General features: G+C 61.4%; 18 protein-coding genes. 5 read left to right on the forward strand and 13 right to left on the reverse strand.

Translation table 11 applies throughout. The annotated features are described in order from the left end of the window. Window positions 1-3 precede the first annotated feature (3 nt). Window positions 4-756, reverse strand: a complete 753-nt coding sequence (locus VFG26_RS03630) for a HugZ family protein (RefSeq protein WP_325022329.1) — start codon at window positions 754-756, stop codon at window positions 4-6. A gap of 164 nt (window positions 757-920) precedes the next feature. On the opposite strand from VFG26_RS03630, the gene VFG26_RS03635 reads away from it, so the two are divergent. Together VFG26_RS03635 and VFG26_RS03640 are read left to right on the forward strand one after the other, a co-directional pair. Continuing rightward, window positions 921-1,400, forward strand: coding sequence for a cupin domain-containing protein (locus tag VFG26_RS03635; RefSeq protein ID WP_325022331.1), 480 nt, complete (start codon window positions 921-923; stop codon window positions 1,398-1,400). Between the two features lie 39 nt (window positions 1,401-1,439). Then, window positions 1,440-2,300 carry a cytochrome c gene (locus VFG26_RS03640; protein WP_325022333.1) on the forward strand — a complete coding sequence of 287 codons (861 nt, stop codon included), beginning with the start codon at window positions 1,440-1,442 and terminating at the stop codon, window positions 2,298-2,300. A gap of 14 nt (window positions 2,301-2,314) precedes the next feature. Here the strand turns inward: VFG26_RS03640 and VFG26_RS03645 are convergent, their stop codons facing one another. From VFG26_RS03645 to VFG26_RS03665, 5 genes are all read right to left on the reverse strand, one after another. Further along, entirely contained in the window at window positions 2,315-3,277 is a 963-nt protein-coding gene (locus VFG26_RS03645) for a cation diffusion facilitator family transporter (protein WP_325022335.1), read from the reverse strand. A 79-nt stretch (window positions 3,278-3,356) separates the two neighbouring features. Continuing rightward, window positions 3,357-5,786: an endopeptidase La gene (gene lon / locus VFG26_RS03650; protein ID WP_325022337.1), complete on the reverse strand. Its 2,430-nt coding sequence runs from the start codon at window positions 5,784-5,786 to the stop codon at window positions 3,357-3,359. 23 nt (window positions 5,787-5,809) lie between these two features. Beyond that, window positions 5,810-6,217, reverse strand: coding sequence for an Hsp20/alpha crystallin family protein (locus VFG26_RS03655; protein WP_325022339.1), 408 nt, complete (start codon window positions 6,215-6,217; stop codon window positions 5,810-5,812). 178 nt (window positions 6,218-6,395) lie between these two features. After that, on the reverse strand, window positions 6,396-6,797 hold the full coding sequence (locus VFG26_RS03660) for a translational machinery protein (RefSeq protein ID WP_325022341.1): 402 nt from the start codon (window positions 6,795-6,797) through the stop codon (window positions 6,396-6,398). Between the two features lie 76 nt (window positions 6,798-6,873). Then, entirely contained in the window at window positions 6,874-7,506 is a 633-nt protein-coding gene (locus VFG26_RS03665; protein ID WP_325022343.1) for a hypothetical protein, read from the reverse strand. Between the two features lie 343 nt (window positions 7,507-7,849). Here VFG26_RS03665 and VFG26_RS03670 point away from each other — a divergent pair, with 343 nt between their 5' ends. Beyond that, window positions 7,850-8,110 carry a hypothetical protein gene (locus VFG26_RS03670; RefSeq protein ID WP_325022345.1) on the forward strand — a complete coding sequence of 87 codons (261 nt, stop codon included), beginning with the start codon at window positions 7,850-7,852 and terminating at the stop codon, window positions 8,108-8,110. Between the two features lie 119 nt (window positions 8,111-8,229). Continuing rightward, window positions 8,230-8,697 carry a CreA family protein gene (locus VFG26_RS03675; protein WP_325022347.1) on the forward strand — a complete coding sequence of 156 codons (468 nt, stop codon included), beginning with the start codon at window positions 8,230-8,232 and terminating at the stop codon, window positions 8,695-8,697. Between the two features lie 311 nt (window positions 8,698-9,008). On the opposite strand, the gene VFG26_RS03680 is transcribed toward VFG26_RS03675, so the two are convergent. The 5 genes from VFG26_RS03680 to VFG26_RS03700 form a co-directional block, all read right to left on the reverse strand. Then, window positions 9,009-9,278: a hypothetical protein gene (locus tag VFG26_RS03680; protein WP_325022349.1), complete on the reverse strand. Its 270-nt coding sequence runs from the start codon at window positions 9,276-9,278 to the stop codon at window positions 9,009-9,011. Between the two features lie 180 nt (window positions 9,279-9,458). After that, entirely contained in the window at window positions 9,459-9,773 is a 315-nt protein-coding gene (locus VFG26_RS03685) for a hypothetical protein (RefSeq protein WP_325022351.1), read from the reverse strand. Further along, complete coding sequence (locus VFG26_RS03690; RefSeq protein ID WP_325022353.1) at window positions 9,770-12,076, reverse strand: FdhF/YdeP family oxidoreductase; 2,307 nt, start codon at window positions 12,074-12,076, stop codon at window positions 9,770-9,772. The genes VFG26_RS03685 and VFG26_RS03690 overlap by 4 nt, the downstream gene beginning before the upstream one ends. Before the next feature lie 226 nt (window positions 12,077-12,302). After that, window positions 12,303-13,925: an NADP-dependent glyceraldehyde-3-phosphate dehydrogenase gene (locus tag VFG26_RS03695; protein ID WP_325022355.1), complete on the reverse strand. Its 1,623-nt coding sequence runs from the start codon at window positions 13,923-13,925 to the stop codon at window positions 12,303-12,305. A 194-nt stretch (window positions 13,926-14,119) separates the two neighbouring features. Continuing rightward, a complete protein-coding gene (locus tag VFG26_RS03700) occupies window positions 14,120-15,688 on the reverse strand; it encodes a glucan biosynthesis protein (RefSeq protein WP_325022357.1) in 1,569 nt (522 codons plus the stop codon). Window positions 15,689-16,214: 526 nt separating this feature from the next. On the opposite strand from VFG26_RS03700, the gene VFG26_RS03705 reads away from it, so the two are divergent. Next, window positions 16,215-18,014 (forward strand): putative bifunctional diguanylate cyclase/phosphodiesterase, encoded by a 1,800-nt coding sequence (locus VFG26_RS03705; RefSeq protein ID WP_325022360.1) that lies wholly within the window; start codon window positions 16,215-16,217, stop codon window positions 18,012-18,014. Window positions 18,015-18,018: 4 nt separating this feature from the next. On the opposite strand, the gene VFG26_RS03710 is transcribed toward VFG26_RS03705, so the two are convergent. Next, window positions 18,019-19,230, reverse strand: coding sequence for a CaiB/BaiF CoA-transferase family protein (locus tag VFG26_RS03710; RefSeq protein WP_325022362.1), 1,212 nt, complete (start codon window positions 19,228-19,230; stop codon window positions 18,019-18,021). Next, window positions 19,227-20,393, reverse strand: a complete 1,167-nt coding sequence (locus VFG26_RS03715) for an acyl-CoA dehydrogenase (protein WP_325022364.1) — start codon at window positions 20,391-20,393, stop codon at window positions 19,227-19,229. The genes VFG26_RS03710 and VFG26_RS03715 overlap by 4 nt, the downstream gene beginning before the upstream one ends. Between the last annotated feature and the right edge of the window lie 157 nt (window positions 20,394-20,550).

The following is a 20,550-nucleotide window of genomic DNA, read 5'->3' on the forward strand; positions in this document are numbered from 1 at the left end:
CGGTCAGCTTTCCGATTTTCTCGCGAGCGCCACGAGAACGGGCCGGAGTTCCTGCGCCGACATCAGCGGGGCATCGAACCAGAGCCGGACGACCTCATCGCCCGACGTCATATCGAGCCCCTCGGGGTCGAGCGTGGCGAGGCGCCAGCCTTCCGCCGTGGCAGCGCCCGCCTTTAAGGCATAGCGGCCGACGGCATCGGCATGATCGGCGTTCATGTGCGCGACGGCGCCTTCCTCAATCTCGGACAAGGACTCGAGCGCGGCAGCCGGGCAGGCGAGATCGCTTGCCGATACCGCATAGGCCCGGCCGAAGCCGCCGTTGAGCGATGCGCGCGTGGTCGTAAACTTCCAGAAGGCGAAGTCGGGGAAGTCAGCGTAGAGCGCGGCTTTGGGATTGCGCCGCAGAAAGCGGCTCTTCGCCTGGTCGCGTGCGGGGGTGCCTGAGAGATTTTCCGCCGTTCCGATCAAGGTCATGCGGGGATGGGCGAGCGGGTCGCCCTTGCCGGGCTCGCCGACGAGCAGTGAACATCTGCTGTCAGCTTCCAGATTGGCGAAATGGCCGGAGAGGCGCGAGATGAGGAATACGGGCGAGCCGTCCATTGCAGTTGCGAGGCTGACGCGACTGACAGAGGGCGAACCATCGAGCGGGTCAATGGTGGCCAGCGAAGCGAAGCGGGCAGTCCGGACAAGCGTCTTGCCAAGGCGGCGCGCAGAATCGTCAACGGGCTGAAGGATGTCTGGCTTTTTGTCGGTCATCTTTTGTTTCTTTGCGGAGTAGATCGGCCCGGTTGATTGGCGCGTCCGATTGGCTAAGGTCAAAGCCGATTTATTGATTTGGCTGTAGCGGAAACGATCGGATCCGCAAGGCCGTCGCAGCGGATTTTGTCACGGTCAGAGGCCGTGAGAAAGGATCGATTTCAATGAGTTCTTCAGCTGAACTGGCCTGCCGGGTCATTCGCGCGGCTGGTACGTATGACGGCAAGCAGGGCTTGACCTACTTCTGCGGAATTGCGTCCGAGACGGTGGGCTCGAAAGGCATCTGTATGCATCTTTTGACCGTTCCTGCCGGGGCGCGGGCGAAAGTACATCTGCATGAAAACCATGAGACGGCAATTTACATGCTCGACGGTGAGGTCTTGACGCTTTACGGGCACCGGCTCGAGCATTGCATCCCGACGCGGGCGGGTGACCTCGTCTATATTCCCGCGGGGCTGCCGCATCTGCCGATCAACTTGAGTGACAAGCCGGCTTCTGCCGTCATTGCGCGCACGGACCCCAACGAGCAGGAAAGCGTCGTGCTGCTGCCGGAGCTCGAAGCGCTGGTCGAAGCGTCGATCGCGTCTTTCAAGAAGAGCCAAGTTTCGCAGCAGCAGGTGGATCTTACGGAAGCGCGCTCTTAACGGCTTCTTGGGCGGGCAATTGTTTCTAGGGAAATTGGAATGAAAAGGCTGTTGGTGCTGGCTGTCCTGTGGGCTTTCAGCTCCGGTTATTGCTTCGCGGATGACCGCGTTTTGACATTGACGTTCGGCGGGGAGGAGCGCCGCCTCACGGCCGAGGAGCTTCTGGCGCGGCCCGATGTGACAGACCTCAAGGTGCCCGATGACGTCGCGTATCGCCGTGACATGACCTATCGCGCCGTGCCGCTGCTCAGTGTGCTCGGCGGTGCGATCGATGAGGACTTTCACACCATCGAAGCGCGCGCGAGCGATGGCTTCGTGACGCAAATTCCAAGCGAAGTGGTGAAGAGGGGCGCCCAGGGTGGTGCGGTTGCTTGGATCGCGGTGGAAGATCCGGCGAAGCCCTGGCCGCTCGTCCCTAATCGCGACGTCAACGCCGGGCCGTTCTATCTCGTCTGGCAGGACGCGAAGCTTCCGGCAATCAGCGAGGAGTATTGGCCGTTCGCTCTTGTTGCGCTTTCGGCGGCGGACGATCCGGTTAAGCGCTGGCCGGCACTGGCGGTCGATCGATCCCTTGCCCACGATGCGCCGGAGCGGACCGGCCAAGCGGTGTTCGTGAAGAACTGCCTGGCGTGTCACCGCCTCAATGGTGCGGGCAACACGGAGATGGGCCCGGATCTGGGCCTGCCGATGAACGTAACGCAGTACATGACTGACGCCGGGCTGAGGGCGTTGATCCGCGATCCGAAGGCCGTCCGCACTTGGCCGTTGCAGCAGATGGAAGGCTTCAGCGAGCAGGCGATCTCCAATGCGGAACTCGATGGGCTCGTCAGCTATCTGGCTTACATGGGGAAGCGGAAGCCCGAGGCAAAGGCAGTGCCCGCCGATCAACCGGCGCCGTAGGTCCGTCTAGTGGTTCAAGCCGTATCTGCCGAGCCGTTGCGGCGCTGTGCCAGCATTTGCTCGAAGGACCGGCGCGTCTGCGGTTTGATGAAGAGCGCGATGACCTGCGGATGCTTCTCGCGAATGCGCTTTTCGAGACGGACAACGGCCGCTTCGATCTGAGGTGTGCGCAGCTCATCTGCGAACTCCAAGCTCAGCGCGACCAGAATCTGATCGCGTGACAGGTGGATGGCGAAGATGTTGTTGGCGCCGTCGACGCTCGGCTCGCTTCTCGCAAGTGCCATGATGGAGCTGGTGATCTCGTCGCTGGCGGGTTCGCCGATGAGGAGCTCCTTGGTCTTATGCGCAAGTAAAATTGCGATCGTTGCGAGAACGATGCCGATGAGGATCGATGCCACGCCGTCGAGCAAGGGCATATTGAGGTGGACTGAGAGAAAGTTTCCGAGGGCTGCAATCGCGATGCCGATGAGGGCTGCGGAATCCTCGAACACGACCATGTAGGCGGGCGGATCCTTGCTTTCGCGCACGGCTTGCCAATAGCTGCGGCGGCCTTTGTATTTGCCGAAGCGTCGCACGCCGACCATCCAGGAGGAGCCTTCAAACAGAGCGGATAGGGCGAGGACGATATAGTTGACGCTGACGTTCGTAATCGGATGGGGATTCAGAATTGCGGTTACGCCTTCGTAGATCGATGCGCCGGCGCCGAGCGTGAACAGCAGAACCGCAACGATGAAGCTCCAGAAGTATATTTCGCGTCCGTAGCCGAGTGGATGCGTGCGATCGGGGTGGCGGCTCGCCCTGACGTAGCCATAGAGGAGCAATCCCTCGTTGCCGGTGTCGACGAGCGAGTGCATGGCTTCGCTCACCATGGCCGACGAGCCCGTCACGGCAGCGGCGACGAATTTGATGACGGCCACAAAGATATTGCCGGCCAGCGCGGTGAAGACGACTTTCTTTGAAAGGGCGGTCTCGCTCATGCCGGCACGCGACTGCTGGAGCTTATGCGCGTCTCAAATCGGGCTGTGCCGGCTGATGATGTGGCGAAGAGCGCTCGGGTCAGGCGGCGGTGATCGTTCCCGCCGACGACTCGGCATCCGCAGACCTGCTGTCGAGTGCGGCGGCAACCGCATCATCCACGCGTTCCAGCCATATGAATTCAAGGCGGTCGCGGGCGTCTTGCGGGATGTCGTCGAAGTCACGCCGGTTGCGTGCCGGCAGCATGACGCGCGTAATGCCTGCGCCCGCCGCGGCGACGACCTTCTCCTTGATGCCGCCGACCGGCAACACGAGGCCTCGCAGGGAGATCTCTCCTGTCATGGCGGTGTCGCTCCTGACGGTGCGATCCGTGAGCAGAGACACGAGCGCGAGGAACATCGCGACGCCGGCGCTTGGGCCGTCTTTTGGTGTCGCACCCGCCGGCACGTGCACGTGAATCTCGCATTTTTCGAAAACGTCCTGCTCGATGCCGAGGGACTGCGCACGGTTCTTGACGAGCGTCATCGCGGCTTGGGCGCTCTCGCGCATCACGTCGCCGAGCTGCCCCGTGAGGATCAAGCCAGATTTGCCTGGAGACTTCGTGGCCTCGATGAACAGGATGTCGCCTCCGACCGGCGTCCACGCGAGACCCGTTGCGACGCCGGGCACGCTGGTTCTCATGGCAACTTCGTTTTCGAAGCGCGGCTGTCCCAGGATTTCGGTCACGTCTTTCGCGGTGATGTCGAGGTGAGCGTTGCTGTCTTCAGCAATCTTGACGGCGACGTTGCGGAAGACCCGGCCAATCTCGCGCTCCAATGAGCGCACGCCGGCTTCGCGCGTGTAGCCGTGAATGATGGCCGTCAAAGCCGCATCGTCGATCGTGACCTGTTCGGGCTTCAGACCGTTGGCTTCGAGCTGCCGTTTGACGAGATAGCGACGCGCAATCTGCAGCTTTTCGCTTTCCGTGTAACCGGCCAGACTGATGATCTCCATGCGATCGAGCAACGGGCCCGGAATGGAATCCAGCATGTTCGAAGTGGCGATGAAGACAACACGGCTCAGGTCGAAAGGAACGGCGAGGTAGTTGTCCCTGAATGTGCTGTTCTGCTCTGGATCGAGAACTTCGAGCATGGCTGCCGAGGGGTCGCCGTGAAAACCGCGTCCCATTTTGTCGATCTCGTCGAGCATCATCACGCAGTTACGTGCGCCCGCTCTTTTGATGCCCTGAATGATGACGCCTGGCAGCGCGCCGACGTAGGTGCGGCGGTGGCCGCGGATTTCGGATTCATCATGCACGCCGCCGAGACTGACGCGCACGAAAGGCCGCTGCATCGCGCGCGCGATGGATTGTCCGAGGGACGTCTTGCCGACACCGGGAGGGCCGACGAAGCAGATGATCGGCGCTTTGCGATTGGGCGCGAGCTTGCGGACAGCGAGGTATTCGATGATGCGGCTCTTGATCTTCTCGAGACCGAAATGGTCTTCATCGAGGATGCGGCGCGCGGCGGCGATGTCGATCGTCTTCTCTTCGGGCAGCGCCCAAGGCAGTTCCGTCAACCAGTCGAGATAGGTGCGGATCATGCCGGATTCGGCGGCCGCTTCAGGCAGTCTTTGATAGCGGGCTAGTTCCTTGCGCGCGTGCTGCTCGACGTCGTCGGGCATCTCAGCCTTGGCAATGGCCTGGCTCAGCTCTTCGACTTCCTGGGTTTTGCTGTCGCCTTCGCCGAGCTGACGCTGGATCGTCGCCATTTGCTCGCGGAGCACGGCTTCGCGCTGGCGTTCGTCAAACGCGGCTTTGGTCTGGCGGCCGATCTCCTGCGCGATGCGCATCACTTCAATGCGCTCGGCAAGCAGGTTCGCCACCCGCTCCATGCGCGTCGTCAGATCAACCGTTTCGAGGATCGCCTGCTTGTCCTCCGGCGTGATGTCCATGTAGCCCGCCGCGAGATCAGCGAGGGCTGCGGGCGAGGCCGCGTTTTGAATTGAGGCCACGAGTTCGGGAGGTGCTTGCGGCAGCAGCTGTACTGCTTCAAGCGCTTGCGTCCGCAGATTTCGGAAGCGTGCTTCGATCTCGGGGGAGCGTACGTCGGGCTCGGGCAGATGAACCACGCGCGCGACCATGAAGGGCGCATCGGGAACGAAGTCTTCGATGCGGATGCGCTGCACGCCTTGGACGACGATGTGGTGCGTACCATCGGGAGATGCGAGGTAGCGAACGATATTGGCGACGGTTCCGATGCGATAGATGTCATCAGGACCTGGATCGTTGTTGTCGGCGTCGCGCTGTAGAAAAATGCCGATCTGGCGTTGTTCGCGCACGGCCTGCTGCACGGCTGCGATGGATTTTGGGCGGCCGATAGTGAGCGGTATGATGAGGCCGGGAAACAGCACGACCTTGCGGACAGGCAGAAGGATCAGCGCATCGGAGGGAAGCTCGATGTTCTGCGGGCCGTTGCCAATTTCTGCTGCAGGCTTGTTCGTTCCAGTGGACGGCGAGTCACCTAGTGCCATGTATTTTACCTCGGCGATCTAATTCAGCCCGCTTTGGTCAGCGAGAACACCAAGCAACCGTTCGCCACGAACTGGCGAACCGCGTATCGTCCTGCCGGCAACTGGATCCTGCGCTCGAAACGTCCCTGAGGAAGCTCGAGGTGATGGATCACGGCGTTGCGAAGCTGCGGTGGCACAACGCGTCGGCCGCTGACGACGAGAATACCGTTCTCGATCGTTGCTTCGACCAGCTCCGGGTCAACGCCCGGAAGCGCCACGAAAACGAGGATCTCGCGTTCTGTCTCCAGCACATCGACTGGAGGTTCCCAGGCGGGCTCGTTCTTTGCTTCGGACCGCTGGAGTGAAAACAATTGGCGGTGCATGCGCTCAGCGCGCGCCAGCGTTTCCACAGCTTCAGCCATCATCCAAGTCATCGGGTCTCTTTTCGACATGAATACTCTTTCGCTAGCTGATTGATCCGTGAAGATCGTCCGGCTGAGGAAATCTAATGCGGTCACCTGCTGATGTCGCCAGCAGGATCTGCTGGCAGTTCGATGGTTCGGTCTTTCGCGGCTTCTGCGTTTGGCTCGTGGCCGTCGACCACAACCGGCGCATGTGGTGACTAATTCGTTACTCCACGCGTGGCGGCTCCATGTGGTCATCCTTGAAGAACCTGCGGGCGAGCGCGAGAATCTCACCGTCGGTCGGGTGCCCCACCGTTTCCACGCCTTTGATCTTGGCCTTTAGCGCGGGAGCGCGGCGGTCGATATGGCTGATCAAAGCGAGCTTTTCATTGGCTGGGCCGATGACGAGGATGGCTCCGGCATCGGCGAGCGCGTCCGCAACGCGTTGAAGAAAATCCGCGTCTTCGGGCGCGTGGCCGCTGCCAATCGTGTCCGCCTTATGATGAATATGGCGAACGGGATCTTTGGGCCTCAGCACGACCTCGTCGGCATTAGACCGATTGAAATGGAAGATGCGGGCTTCGTGATGGTCGATCCAGACGACCGCGTGGAAATGATGCTCAGGCATTGTGATCTCCGTGCGGATGATCTCAGCATGCCGGCGCCGAGATCGCAATCATTCCCGGGAGCTCATGCCTCAGGCCTTAAGGTGCGGCAGACACCTTTTTAGCATTTTTGTGCCCAGCAGGCGGCTTGGTAGCGGAGGCGGAGCTCTGCTTTTTTGCGGTCTTCTTATTTGTTTTCGCCGTTGGCTTCTGCGCCGCACCGCTGGGCTGGGCCTTGGCGCTTGCCGCCTTCTTCGTCTTAGCTTTTGCCTTGGTTTTGGCTCCGGGCTTCGGCTTAGCGCTGGCCGCGGCTTTGGCCTTCTTGGATTTCTTTGAAGCCTTTGCCGCCTTTGCCTGGGACGCGGACCCAACTGTTCTTGGGGTGGCCTGGCGCTGTTGGATACTTCTCTTGCTGACGTCTTTTGGATCGTCGGCTGCGGGTACGGCCGTGCCTGCGGCTGTCGCTTTGCGCAGAGGCTGGCCAGTCTTGGCAGCGTTATGCCGTTCGACGTCCGCCTGCGTGATCTCGCCTGCGTTCACTAGAGCAACTAGGCACGGCGTGGACAAGCCTTCGCCGACCCTTCGCATGCACTTGCGAAGCTCTTCCGTTCCCACTGAAAACTGACTGCAATGCTGATAGTAGTCGCTTCTGCAGGCCTGCCGGACGTTGGCGTCGACAGCATGGGCATGGGTGCTGGCCAGTATAGAGGGCACTAACGCGGCAACCGCCAAAAGACGGTTTCGGGCCGAGCGCCGGCTGCTGAACAATGAAACGCCGCTTACCGGAATGAGTAGCTTTCGCAATCGTCTGAACCCAATTCTGACCCAAACACGCCACACGCCGACAATAGAGTTTGCGGCGACGACCGCAACGGGGCCGCTATCAAGCCTAGAACATGGTTAGCAATAAAGTGGTTGCACGAATTGTAATTATTTGCACTAGAGCCAGTTACGGAACGAGCGGTAAGAGGTTATTCAGCGGTTACTTGCTTCAATTCCGTAGCGCCGTGGCTGGCGTCATTTGAGTGGGGCGTGTTTCTTCATAGGGATGGGCTTTTTGGCCCGGCAACAAAAAATGAACCCGATAAAAACACTTCAAACAATTGTGGTTTCCGCGGCGGTGCTGGCGTTTGCCGCCACATCGGCCGATGCATACTCGCAGAAGGTGAAGAACGCTTGCTCGGCCGACTTCGCGGGCCTGTGCGGCAGCTACAAACAAAACAGCCCGCAGCTTCGCCGCTGTTTCGAAAGCAAGCGCCGCATGCTTTCGCGCGGCTGCGTGGACGCGCTGGTCAGAGCTGGCGAAGTGCCCGCCCGATATCAGCGGGACCGGTAGCCGCGCGCTCTCAAAGGGCAGGCCGGCCTCGGCTCGATAAGCTATCGCCTGCTTCTTGTGATAGCGGCTCGCCATCGCCACTTTCCTTGCGCCATCATCATGGCGTGAGGGAGATGACAATGAAATCTTTGTTCGCTGCCGTTTCGATTGCGTGTCTCGCTTCGGCGAGCAGCGCGCAAGCCGACGACATTGGCTGCATCAGTACGACATTCCGGTTTCTCGGGGCCAACGACAAGGTCTGCGTCAGCGCGTTTGATGACCCGAAGGTGCCCGGCGTTGCCTGCCACATCAGTCAGGCGCGAACGGGTGGTCTCAAAGGCACCTTCGGCGTCGCAGAAGACCCGTCGATGTTCTCGATCGCGTGCCGCCAAGTGGGGCCGATTACGACGGATATTTCAAAGCTTCCCGAACAGGACGAAGTTTATTCGGCGAGCACGTCGCTCTTCTTCAAGAACACACATGTTTACCGGAGCATCGACAAGAAGCGGAATACGCTCGTCTATGTCGCGATCAGCGACAGGGTTATCGAAGGCTCGCCTTTCAACGCCATCTCGACGGTGCCGATCATGCCGTGGGGCACCCATTAGCAATGCAGCTTGAGACTTTCTTGCGCCTGCGTCCGGCCTTCAGGCCGATTTGGAACCTCGCGGCCGGGCACTGGTTACAACCCGATATGCCCGGGCTTCAGACGCGCCAATGAGGTAGGATCGGATGGCTATCACCCGCGAGAAAGTTGAAGGACGATCGCGTCGTTCTTCTCCGCCGCGCCACCAGTTCCCTTGGGTTCTTGGGCTTGTCGTCCTTGCCGGAACGCTGGGCGTGGCTTTCAGTTTCCACGCCGATCGCAGTTCGTCGGAGCGCAACGGTGTTCTATCGGCGACAGATGCCGATAACGACGTCATCCCGAGCATTGGGCCAGAGCAATGAGGGCGGGTCGCCGGTGCGGCGGCTCAAACATTGACGGCCGGCTGCGCAAGTAGAGGCGGACGGCCCGCTCAAGCAGGCGATTGACGTCGGTGTAGCAGTTGCCGATCGAGAGAATGCACCTGGCCAGCCGCTCCTTCTCAGAAATCGGCAAGCAGTCCAGTCGAAGCTCTTGTGCTGCGCGCTCGAGAACGATCGTCATGCGCTCCAGCGCTTCGGGCTGATAGACCTGCGAGAATTCCATCGTGCACCTCCGGGATTTTCTTTTTCCCCCTCGCTTTCTTCTGTAGCACGCGCGGGTGCCGGCTCGAAGAACAGGAGGCCTCGGACAGAAGCACTGCTGAAAGCATATGCCGATTGGTGGAGGTGTGAAAAACGCCCGTATTTCTGGGCAGAAATGGTGGCTATTACCGTAGCGCGATCGTCACTTCAAAGCGCGCGCGAATAGCTGCAACGCCTTTTCTGCGGGGGCAAATTCGGTGCGCTGGTTTTTTTGATTTCGCGCAGTGACGACGAGGAGTGCGAGATCGTCAGCGAGCGCGGAGACCTCACGCAGGACGAGGGCGTGCGCGATGTCGAACTTGCGGGAGAATGTGCGGCTGTCTTTGGCGATGCCGAAATGGAGAGCGGCGAGGATCGCTGCAGCGAGGGGCGAAAATGCGGGCTCCTCGGAACTCAAGGCCGATACGGCCTTGAGGAAGTCTTCTTCGGTGATGTCGTCGCGGGCGTCGTCGTTCATGCCGCCTGGGCTTGTTCCGACAAGCGAAACGATACCAGGACCGATTTCGACGTCGGCGTATCGCTGAGTTCGCCCGCGCTCGACAGCGGAACAAGAACGTTGAGTTCGGGATAGTAGCCGGCTACTGAGCCGCGCGGAAGTTCGTAGGGCACAACGCGGAAGCTTTCGGCGACGCGTTCGATGCCGTCTTCGTAGCGGCCGATGATGTCGACGCGATCTCCCGCCTCAGCGCCGATTTCTTCAAGGTCGGCGGGATTTACGAACACGACGCGGCGTTCGCCGTAAACGCCGCGATAGCGATCATCGAGGCCATAAACGGTCGTGTTATACTGGTCGTGCGAGCGGAAAGTCTGGAGCACGAACGTGCCCTTCTGCGCGACCGCCTGCTGATGCTCGGTCTGCTCGGGGAGCGCGGGGCTTGCGAAGTTCGCCTTTTGCGTTGGCGTGTTCCAGATGCGCTCGGCCGCGCCGTTGGGCAGGCGGAAACCGCGAGGGCGGCGGACGCGCTGGTTGTAGTCCTCAAAGCCCGGGATCGTGCGCGCGATCAAATCGCGAATGCGATCGTAATGGTGCGCGAGGCTCTTCCAGTCGACGACTTTCGAGCCGACGGTCGCTTCGGCGATACCTGCAATGATGGCGACTTCGGAGCGAAGCTCGGGGGAGGCCGGTTTATTGATGCCGCCCGATCCGTGCACCATGCTCATGGAGTCTTCGACCGTCACGATCTGCGCGGCGCCATCGGCGTTGCGATCGATCTCGGTGCGGCCGAGGCAGGGGAGGATGTAGCTGACCTTGCCCGGAAGCAGATGCGAGTGGTTGAGCTTTGTCGCGATGTTGACGGTCAGCTTCTGGTTCATCAGCGCCTTGGCGATCAAGGGGCTGTCCGGCGTCGCGCGGGCGAAGTTGCCGCCCAAAGCGATGAAGGCCTGCGAGGATCCATCCAGCATCGCGCCGATGGCGGCAAGGACGTTGTGGCCATGGCGGCGGGGCATCGGGACGCCGAACTCATTCTCAAGCGCATCGAGGAAGGCTGCGGGCGGCTTCTCGTTGATGCCGACGGTGCGGTCGCCCTGGACGTTGGAATGGCCGCGAACAGGGCACAGGCCCGTGCCGGGACGGCCAATGTTGCCGCGCAGGAAGAGGAAGTTTGCAATCTCGCGGATGGTCGCCACCGAATGGCGATGTTGCGTGACGCCCATCGCCCAGGTGCAGATGGCGCGGTTGGCGCCGATGTAGATCTGGGCGAGTTCCTCGATCTGAGCACGCGACAGGCCGGACTGATCTTCGATCTGTTCCCAGGTCGTGGCGTCGACGGCTGCGCGGTAGGCTTCGAAACCGTCGGTATGCTGCGCAAGGAACTTGCGGTCGAGGACCGACGGGCGGCCTGCAGCGAGCGCTGCATCATCGGCAGCAAACACCGCTTTCGCCATGCCGCGAACCGCGGCCATGTCACCGCCCACGCGGACCTGGAAGTATTCGCTGGCGATCGGGGTCGAGCCGCCGGTGATCATCTCCAGCTTGTCCTGGGGATCGGCAAAACGCTCAAGACCCTTTTCGCGGACCGGATTGAAGACCGCGATGCGCGCGCCACGAAGCGCTGCGCGGCGGAGGTCGCCTAGCATGCGCGGATGGTTGGTGCCCGGGTTCTGGCCGATGACGAAAATGGCGTCGGCCTTCTCGAAGTCTTCGAGGAGGACCGTGCCCTTGCCGATGCCGACGGCCTGTTCGAGCGCGACGCCGCTCGCCTCGTGGCACATGTTCGAGCAGTCGGGGAAATTGTTGGTGCCGTAGAGGCGGACAAAGAGCTGATAGATGTAGGCGGCTTCATTGGAAGCGCGGCCGGAGGTGTAGAACTCGGCGCGGTCGGGGCTGTCGAGGCTGTTCAGGACGCCGGCGATCTCGCCGAAGGCTTCGTCCCAGCCGGCTTCGACGTAGCGGTCGGTCGCGGCATCGTAGCGGAGGGGATGGGTCAGGCGGCCCTCGCGCTCCAGGTCATAGTCGGTCCAGGTGCGAAGCTCGCTGACGGTGTGCTTCTTGAAGAAGTCGGGCTTGACGCGCTTGTCGGTCGATTCCCAGGCGACGGCTTTGACGCCGTTCTCGCAGAATTCGAACGAGGAGCCATGCTCAGGGTCGCCCCAGGCGCAGCCCGGGCAGTCAAATCCATCCGGCTGGTTGGCTTTCAGCATCGTCACGGCGCCGGACAGCGGCGAACCGCTCGCGAGCAGCTTCTTTCCGCAGCTCTTCAGTGCGCCCCAGCCGCCTGCAGCCTTCGACTTCTTGCCAATAAATTCTGGTTTACCCATCGCCTGCTTCCGCAAATATCGCCCTGTTTTTTGGGCATGTGCGAAATATAGGCCTTCCGCAACGCACCACGCGGGATAACCGTTATGCGAAAACGGAATATGATGTGAGTTTTCAGGGTTTTAGGCCGTGACATTCAGGCCGAGAGGGGTGCGCAAAACGACGCTCCCCATGCTATCGGATCATAGATGCTGTCTATGGCCCTGCCATTAACCATCGGCGTAAGGGTTAGAATATGAAGCCGGTGTTAATGAAATTGCTGTCGTGATCGCGGACGATCTTGTTCAGGATGCGCTTGGAATCGTCGGTCTGCTTGGCGGCGACCATCGAGCGGATCGAGAAGGATCGCAGGGCGTCGGTGACCGATAGCGTGCCTTCGGCGGAGTCCTTGCGGCCGGTGAATGGGAAGACGTCGGGGCCGCGCTGGCACTGGCAATTCACGTTCACGCGGCAGACTTGATTGACGAGCGGGTCGACGAGTTTGCCGATGGTCTCGGGATCTTCGCTGAAGATCGATACCTGCTGGCCGTGTTCGGACGTGATGACGTATTCGAGCGCAGTTTCTACATCATCGAAAGCCATGACGGGGACGATGGGCCCGAACTGCTCTTCGCGATAGAGCAGCATGTCTTCTTTCACCGGATAAACGACCGCCGGAGTAAAGAGCGTTCCGCATACTCCGCCGCCCTTGTTGAGGACGCGCGCGCCCTTCGCTTTCGCATCCTCAACGAGCCGCGTCATGTGCTCGACCTTCCCGAGATCGGGTAGCGGCGTGATGGCGACACCCTTCTCCCACGGCATGCCGATCTTGAGCTTGTCCACTTCGGCGACGAGGCGCGCGACGAAATCATCGACGATGTCGCGATGGACGAGCAGCATCTTGAGAGCGGTGCACCGCTGGCCGTTGAACGACAGCGCGCCAGTCACGCATTCCTTGACCGCGAGCGTCATATCGGCGTCGCGCAGTACGATGGCGGCGTTCTTGGCGTCGAGGCCGAGGATGGCGCGGAGGCGGTTCACCTTCGGGTGCATCTTCTTCAAATGGTCGGCGACTTTGCTGGAACCGATCAACGTCAGGACGTTGATCTTTCCGGACTCGAGCAGCGCCGGCACGATTTCCGCGCCGCGGCCGTAGACGATGTTGATGACGCCGCGCGGGAACGACTTCTGAAACGCTTCGAGCAGCGGCTGGAACAGCAGCACGCCGAACGTCGGCGGCTTGAATACGACGGTGTTGCCCATGATCATCGCAGGGATCAACGTCGCGAAGGTCTCGTTGAGCGGATAATTGTAAGGCCCCATGCAGAGCACGACACCGAGCGGCGTACGTCGGATTTGGCCGATGGTGCCTTCTACGACCAGGAAGCGTGAATTGGAGTTATCGAGCTCTTTGAGGGCGGCGATGGTGGCTTGCACGTAGTCGACCGTGCGGTCGAATTCCTTCTCCGAGTCGGCGCGGCTCTTACCGATCTCCCACATGATCAGATTGACGATCTCTTCGCGCTTGGCGGCCATGCGGCGGGTGAATTCCTGCATGCAGGCGATGCGCTGCGCGACGGCCATCGTCGGCCATTCGCCGCGGCCGTCGTCGTAGGCTTCGACCGCAGCAGCGAGCGCTTCCATCGCTTCTGGAATTCCGGCGGTCGGGTGGCTTCCGAGTTCGATCTGATCGAGCGCGCCATTGGACTTGCGCGCGCAGATGGCGGAGCGCACGGGGACGCTCGCGCCAGCCCAGTGCCGCAATTCGCCGTCGACCAGAATATCGCGCTGATGCATGGGCGGTGGCGGAGCGTGAGTTTTCAGCTCCGCGTCATCGGGAAAGAGCGCTCGCAATTGGTCCGTGGTGACCATGACCGCCGATGCCTCCGATCTTGAGAGGAGAACCCTGCACGAGCTTGCAAGAGCGGCCTGCACCCTCTTCAACCGGCGAGCGATCTTAAGGCCCAGTGCGTCTTGAAGCACAGAATGAACCGTTCCGCAGGATGATCGTTCCCGCGGGACGGTCCAAGCTGTGACAAGCCTAGCGCTGAAGGCTTAGAGCGACTTTACGGGAAGATCTGATAGAGCCAGGTTTCGCTCAGAGCTTGCCCGTCCTTGGCGAGATAGGCGCGAAGGTCGGCGGCCTGGCCATTGAGATCGTCGAGGTCGAACATCATCCGCCAGCGGTTGGTACCAACGACGGGGAAGGCTTCGATGCCGCTGAGGGTGCCGTGAGATGACGTCACGACCACCTGCGGTCCGCCGCGAACTTCGTTCTCCAGGGCCTTGCCCGCGACGTCGATCATGAACTTGCGCGACGTGGGCTTCAGATGGAGAAGGTCGAGGTCGCGGCCGCCGAGCCCGCCGCGGCCGATGCGCGTTGCGATGATCCGGGCAACGTCGCCTGCCGGCGGAGAGTCGAGGCCCCAGTACAACCGGTAACGCGCGTTGATCTCCGAACCTGCTTCGACCGGCTTTTCCGGGTTCCAGAAAGCGACAATGTTGTCTTCAGTTTCGTTCGTCGTCGGCAGCTGGACGAGCTTGATCGAGCCCTTGCCCCAATCCGACAGCGGTTCGACCCACATGCTCGGCCGGCGATCGTAGAAGAGGCTGTCGTCCTGGTAGTTTTCAAAATTGCGGTCGCGCTGGACCAGGCCATAGCCCTTGGGATCCTCGTCCAGGAAGCTGTTGGTGACGATGCGCTGGGGATTGGAGAGCGGCCGCCAGATGCGTTCGCCGGTGCCCGTCCACATCGATAGGCCGTCGCAATCATGAACTTCGGGGCGCCAGTCGCCGCGGAACTGGATCGAGTTCTCGCCGTACCAGAACATGCCGGTCAGAGGCGCGAGGCCGAGCAGCTTGACGGGAGAACGGAAATAGAGCTGGCACTCCACGTCCTGCAGGGCGCCGCCCTGTCCGCCTTCGATCCGCCGGCTGTCCATGCGGTAGGCGCCAGTGACGCTTTTGCTTTCGAGCAGCGCATAAATCGTCATGCCGCTGCTGTTGGGCTCGAGCCAGAAGTTGGTGAAGCGGGGAAATTCTTCCGGCTCGCCGGTGTTGATCGCCAGCCCGCGCGCCGATCCGCCGTACTGGTCGTAGGGGTCGGAGGCGCGGAAGTAGGAGGCGCCGAGATAGGAGAGCCAATCGCTTTGGCCGCCGCGGCTCATGAGCCTGAAGCCTGCGAAGCCCGCCGTCTTCAACTTCCGCAGCGGATGGTCGGCGGGCATGTCGAAGTAATCGGGGCTGTAGATGACCTCGCGCGCGGCGTTGTCGTCCAACACGTGGATGCCGACGGGCTCGGCGTAGAAACGGCCCTGCGGGAAGAGGCGGACGGTCTGGGCGCCCGGCGTGCCGCGCCAGAGTTCCATCTCGGGCTTGTAAACGGCCTGGGCGAAGGTGTCGAAAGTCATGTCCCGGAGCGGATCGGATTCTTCCGGCTGCGAGGGCGGGACATAGGGTGCCTGGGCGAGGGCTTTGGCCCGTTGTTTCAGGTCGTCAAAAGAGAAGGGCTGCGGCGGTCCTAAAACGGCGGCTCCGACGGGTGGAGCGCTGAAGGCAGGTTTACTATTCCATCCTACCAGGGTGCTGGTCAGCGCACCGGCCAGGACGTGTCGACGATCAAGCATGAAGGACATCTTGTTTTTAGTTGATCACAGCGGCGGGTAGGTCAGGACGGGCGGCGGCGCCTATATCCGATACGGATGGGGATAATTCAATATGTGGGAGCGGAGCCCCTAGCGGCTTGGTTGATGGTCAAAGCGCGGCCTCCCAGCCACGGGCCGGTTGTCCCCCACCACCACGACTTGAGTTTGGCGATGCCGTGTCCTGCGGCGTCCTACCGCGACGGCGCGGCGCATACACAACGCGCAGGCATATCAAAGGCGGCAAATTCGTATCAATAAGAGCCAACGGCTGGAGTGCGGTTAGTCAACCGATCAAACTGAGCATTAAAAAGCCTCAGGCGATCAACCGTGCATTTCGAATTAAACTCTCCGCAACCTTTTCTTTACATAGGAAACTCTAGTTTGTGTGAGCTTCGTTTTTTTTAGAGAAAAATGCCGTGCGGCGCAGAGAAGCGATGGTCGGGCTATGATGCTGAGCGGCCCCCCGATCGCAAATGCTGATTTCATAAAAGAGCGGCTGCAACTTCTGCAGCGGGAAATGCTTGTCGGAATCGCATCCGGCGAGTCGCTCGTTAACGTGATGTCTCTGCTTTGCCGAGAAGTGGAAGCACTTGCTTCCGAAGTGATCTGCTCCGTCATGGGCATCGATGATGAAGGACGCTTGAGCTTCATCGCGGGGCCGAGCCTTCCCGAAGAGTTCGCATGGGTTAACGGAGTTCCGATCGGGCCTAACGCCGCTTCCTGCGGAACAGCCATATTCCGCAAGCAGGCGGTCGAAGTTCAGGACATCGAGAGCGATCCCCTTTGGGAGGAATACCGTAACCTTGCCTTGCCGCACGGGCTGCGCGCCTGCTGGTCGAGCCCCATCCTGGCGCCTGATGGCCGTGTGCTGGGCGCCTTCGCGTTCTATTTCCGCAAATCGCGGGGTGCGAGCGACCTTGAGCGTCTGATCGTCGACAAGTGCGTCAACATCTGCGCGCTGGCGATCGAAAGCACGGATGCCCGCTCGAAGCTCAACGAGCTTGCCTTCTTCGATCCTCTGACGGGCCTCGGCAATAGAGCGACGCTCAGAAAACGGCTCGCGCTTCTGCTTCAGCACGCCGAAGAGAGGGGCCGCCCGGTCGGCCTCTTCCATATCGATCTCGCCGATTTCAGAGCGGTCAATGATCTTCATGGGCATGCCGTCGGCGACATCGTGCTCAGGAAGGTTTCCGACAGGCTGCGCTCTCTGGCTGACGAGGCCGATCTCATCGTCCGCATGGGCGGCGACGAGTTCTTGGTCGCGCGTACGTTCGAGGCGGAGGGCGCTGACTACGAGCAGTTCGCGGCCGAGATTGTCGCCCGGTTGAGCGGCCGCTACGAAATGGTGAGCGGCGAACGCGTCACTATCGATGCCGTCGTCGGCGTCTCCAAGTTTCCAGGCGATGGAAAAGATCAAGACAGGCTGCTGGCGCACGCCGAGACCGCGCGCCGGCGCGTGAAGCGCAACGGCTGCGGCTATGCGATCTTCGAGTCGGGAATGCAGCTGGAGCAACACCGGCTTCGTGTTCTGCAGCGCGACGTCGGTCTCGCCGTCGACAAGGGCGAATTATCCGTCGTCTTCCAGCCTCAGATCGACGTCAAAACGGGTTCGGTCGGCGGGTTCGAGGCTTTGCTGCGCTGGAACCACCCCGAGCACGGCCCGGTTTCGCCCGCAGACTTCATTCCGGCCGCTGAAGCCAGCGGCGCCATTTTGAAGATGGGTGCCTTCGTTCTGCGTGAAGCTTGCAGGGAAGCCGCCAAGTGGAAGGCCAAGCTCAGGGTTGCGGTCAACGTTTCGGCGGCGCAGATCGTCGAATCCGACCTTGCGAAGCTCGTCAAAGATGTTCTGTCCGAGACGGGACTCGAGGCCGAGCGGCTCGAAGTCGAAGTGACGGAAAGCCTCTTCATTCAGGATATGGCGACGGCGAAGATGACCTTGCGCGAGATCAAGGATCTCGGCGTCAGCGTGGCCATCGACGATTTCGGAACGGGCTTCTCCTCGCTCAGCACGCTGAGAGCTTTCCCGTTCGACCGTCTCAAAGTCGATCGCAGTTTCGTGTCCGACATGGTCAAGAACTCGGATGCCGCGGCGATCGTGAATTCGGTCATCGGACTTGGCCGCGCGATGGGATTGCGCGTCGTGGCCGAAGGCGTCGAATGCGATGAGCAGGTGGCGATGCTTAAGCTTCTGCGCTGTCACGAGGTGCAAGGATACCTATTCGGCAAGCCGTTGCCGATCGAGGCCTATGCGCATCTGACGGGGCCGAAATCACCACGCACGTTCTCGAGCGCTCTGCCGAAGCTGCGCGATATGTAAGCCGCTAGCCTTCGCGTTCGAAGGCTGCCCAGGGGTCCTGTCCCTGAGCCACAAGATCCAGAACATCGCCGGTGTGCGCGCCGAGGTCCGGACTTGGTGTTGCGGCAACGCAGGGCTCGCCGTTCATGACGATTGGACCACGCACGGAGGGCACCGCCGTTCCATCTTCGCGCGCCAGTTCCTGATACATCCCGCGCGCGATGACCTGCGGATCGGCGAATGCCTGATCGACGCGATTTACAGGCCCGGCGGGCACGCCTGCTGCTTCCAGTCCCGCGAGCAGTTCGTCCGACGGCCTCTTCGCCGTCTCCGCTTCGATGATGGGAATGAGTTCTGCGCGATTGGCGACGCGGCGGGCGTTGGTGTCGAAGCGGGCATCGCGTTCGAGACCTGCAAGCCCCAGCACCTCGCAGACGCGCGCGAACTGTCCGTCGTTGCCGGCGGCGATGATGATCGGCCGGTCGGCTGAGGCGAACACCTGATAGGGCACGATGTTGGGATGCGCGTTGCCGAGGCGGCGCGGCGGCTTTCCCGAGGCGAGATAGTTCATCGCCTGGTTGGCAAGGACGGACACCTGCGCGTCGAGCAGCGCCATGTCGATGTGTGCTCCCTGGCCGGTCGTGTTGCGCGCGTTGAGTGCCGCCAGAATTCCAATAGTCGCGTAGAGGCCTGCGAAGATATCGGCGAACGCGACGCCGGTCTTTTGCGGCTCGCCATCGGGCGCGCCGGTCAGATCCATGATGCCGCCCATGCCCTGCACGATGAAGTCGTAGCCGGCGCGGGAGGCGTAGGGCCCGGTTTGTCCGAAGCCGGTGATCGAACAGTAGATGACGCGCGGGTTGATGGCCTTTATCGCGGCGTAGTCGAGACCGTATTTGGCGAGGCCGCCGACTTTGAAATTTTCGATGACGACATCGGCATTTTTGGCCAGCGCGATGACGGCTTCGCGGCCGGCGGGCGTTTCGAAGCCGATAGCGACCGATTTCTTGCCGCGGTTCGCCGCGTGGAAATAGGCGGCGGAGGGTTCACCGTTTTCGCCAGGAATGAACGGCGGGCCCCACGTCCGCGTCTCGTCGCCGCCTTCGGGCCGTTCGACCTTGATGACGTTGGCACCGAGGTCCGCGAGCGTCTGACCGGCCCAGGGACCGGCGAGCACGCGCGCGAGTTCGAGGACGCGCAGTCCCGTGAGCGGCTTACTGCCGTCCGAAACGATCATGAGAAGGCCTGCAGACCTGTGATGGCGCGGCCGAGGATGAGGGCGTGAATGTCGTGCGTGCCTTCGTAGGTGTTCACGGTTTCGAGGTTCAGCATGTGGCGCATGACCTGGAATTCTTCGGAGATGCCGTTGCCGCCGTGCATGTCGCGGGCGGTCCGCGCAATGTCGAGCGCCTTGCCGCAATTGTTGCGTTTGATGAGCGAGATCATTTCGGGCGCGTTTTCGCCTTCATCCAAAAGGCGGCCGACGCGGAGAGCCGCCTGGAGACCGAGCGCGATCTCCGTTTCCATGTCGGCGAGTTTTTTTTGCACGAGCTGGGTGGCGGCGAGCGGTTTGCCGAACTGCTTGCGGTCGAGCGTGTACTGGCGGGCGGCGTGGAAGCAGAATTCCGCCGCGCCCATGGCGCCCCAGGCGATGCCGTAGCGGGCGCGATTGAGACATCCGAAAGGTCCGCCAAGTCCCGACGCATTCGGCAGCAGAGCACTCTCCGGTACTTCGACGCCGTCCATGACGATCTCGCCGGTGACGGACGTGCGCAGTGACAGCTTACCAGCAATCTTGGGCGCGGAGAGGCCTCTCATGCCCTTTTCCAGAACGAAGCCGCGAATGGCATCATCGTGTTCTGCCGACTTCGCCCAGACGATGAAGATGTCGGCGATGGGTGAATTGGTGATCCACATCTTTGAGCCGGTGAGGCGGTAACCGCCTTCGATCTTTTCGGCGCGTGTCCGCATGCCGCCTGGATCGGAGCCTGCATCGGGTTCGGTCAGGCCGAAGCAGCCGATCCATTCGCCGCTGGCGAGCTTTGGCAGGTACTTCCGGCGCTGCTCTTCGCTGCCGTAGGTGAAGATCGGATACATGACGAGCGAGGACTGCACGCTCATCATCGAGCGGTAGCCGGAATCGACGCGTTCTATTTCCCGGGCAATGAGGCCGTAGGCCACGTAGCTAGATGCGGAGCCGCCGTACTCTATGGGAAGGGTGCAGCCGAGAAGGCCGAGTTCGCCCAGGGCCCGGAAGATATCGGGGTCGGTTCGCTCCTCGGCGTAAGCTTCGATGACGTGGGGCTGAAGCTTGTGCTGCGCGAACGCGTGGGCCGTGTCGCGGATCAGCATTTCGTCCTCGGTCAGCTGATCGTCCAGCAGCAGAGGATCATCCCACATGAAACTTGAACTCGCTGGCACTTTAGACTCCCGGACCGGCTAACGTCGCCGCACTCTATATTGGGTCGGACGTGCATTGGGAAATGCAGAACGTGAATCAAATGTATGCAGGGGCCGCACAACGCGGCAGGCTCTTTGTTGCCCGAGCCGCGGGGCA

The organism is Hyphomicrobium sp., assembly GCF_035687085.1.
In the GTDB taxonomy this organism is placed as follows: domain Bacteria; phylum Pseudomonadota; class Alphaproteobacteria; order Rhizobiales; family Hyphomicrobiaceae; genus Hyphomicrobium_B.

Excerpts from the sequence above, each read along its gene's own strand:
- VFG26_RS03630 (WP_325022329.1), bottom strand. The coding sequence starts at position 756 with ATGACCGACAAAAAGCCAGACATCCTTCAGCCCGTTGACGATTCTGCG.
- VFG26_RS03635 (WP_325022331.1), top strand. The coding sequence starts at position 921 with ATGAGTTCTTCAGCTGAACTGGCCTGCCGGGTCATTCGCGCGGCTGGT.
- VFG26_RS03640 (WP_325022333.1), top strand. The coding sequence starts at position 1,440 with ATGAAAAGGCTGTTGGTGCTGGCTGTCCTGTGGGCTTTCAGCTCCGGT.
- VFG26_RS03645 (WP_325022335.1), bottom strand. The coding sequence starts at position 3,277 with ATGAGCGAGACCGCCCTTTCAAAGAAAGTCGTCTTCACCGCGCTGGCC.
- lon (WP_325022337.1), bottom strand. The coding sequence starts at position 5,786 with ATGGCACTAGGTGACTCGCCGTCCACTGGAACGAACAAGCCTGCAGCA.
- VFG26_RS03655 (WP_325022339.1), bottom strand. The coding sequence starts at position 6,217 with ATGTCGAAAAGAGACCCGATGACTTGGATGATGGCTGAAGCTGTGGAA.
- VFG26_RS03660 (WP_325022341.1), bottom strand. The coding sequence starts at position 6,797 with ATGCCTGAGCATCATTTCCACGCGGTCGTCTGGATCGACCATCACGAA.
- VFG26_RS03670 (WP_325022345.1), top strand. The coding sequence starts at position 7,850 with ATGAACCCGATAAAAACACTTCAAACAATTGTGGTTTCCGCGGCGGTG.
- VFG26_RS03675 (WP_325022347.1), top strand. The coding sequence starts at position 8,230 with ATGAAATCTTTGTTCGCTGCCGTTTCGATTGCGTGTCTCGCTTCGGCG.
- VFG26_RS03680 (WP_325022349.1), bottom strand. The coding sequence starts at position 9,278 with ATGGAATTCTCGCAGGTCTATCAGCCCGAAGCGCTGGAGCGCATGACG.
- VFG26_RS03685 (WP_325022351.1), bottom strand. The coding sequence starts at position 9,773 with ATGAACGACGACGCCCGCGACGACATCACCGAAGAAGACTTCCTCAAG.
- VFG26_RS03690 (WP_325022353.1), bottom strand. The coding sequence starts at position 12,076 with ATGGGTAAACCAGAATTTATTGGCAAGAAGTCGAAGGCTGCAGGCGGC.
- VFG26_RS03695 (WP_325022355.1), bottom strand. The coding sequence starts at position 13,925 with ATGGTCACCACGGACCAATTGCGAGCGCTCTTTCCCGATGACGCGGAG.
- VFG26_RS03700 (WP_325022357.1), bottom strand. The coding sequence starts at position 15,688 with ATGTCCTTCATGCTTGATCGTCGACACGTCCTGGCCGGTGCGCTGACC.
- VFG26_RS03705 (WP_325022360.1), top strand. The coding sequence starts at position 16,215 with ATGCTTGTCGGAATCGCATCCGGCGAGTCGCTCGTTAACGTGATGTCT.
- VFG26_RS03710 (WP_325022362.1), bottom strand. The coding sequence starts at position 19,230 with ATGATCGTTTCGGACGGCAGTAAGCCGCTCACGGGACTGCGCGTCCTC.
- VFG26_RS03715 (WP_325022364.1), bottom strand. The coding sequence starts at position 20,393 with ATGTGGGATGATCCTCTGCTGCTGGACGATCAGCTGACCGAGGACGAA.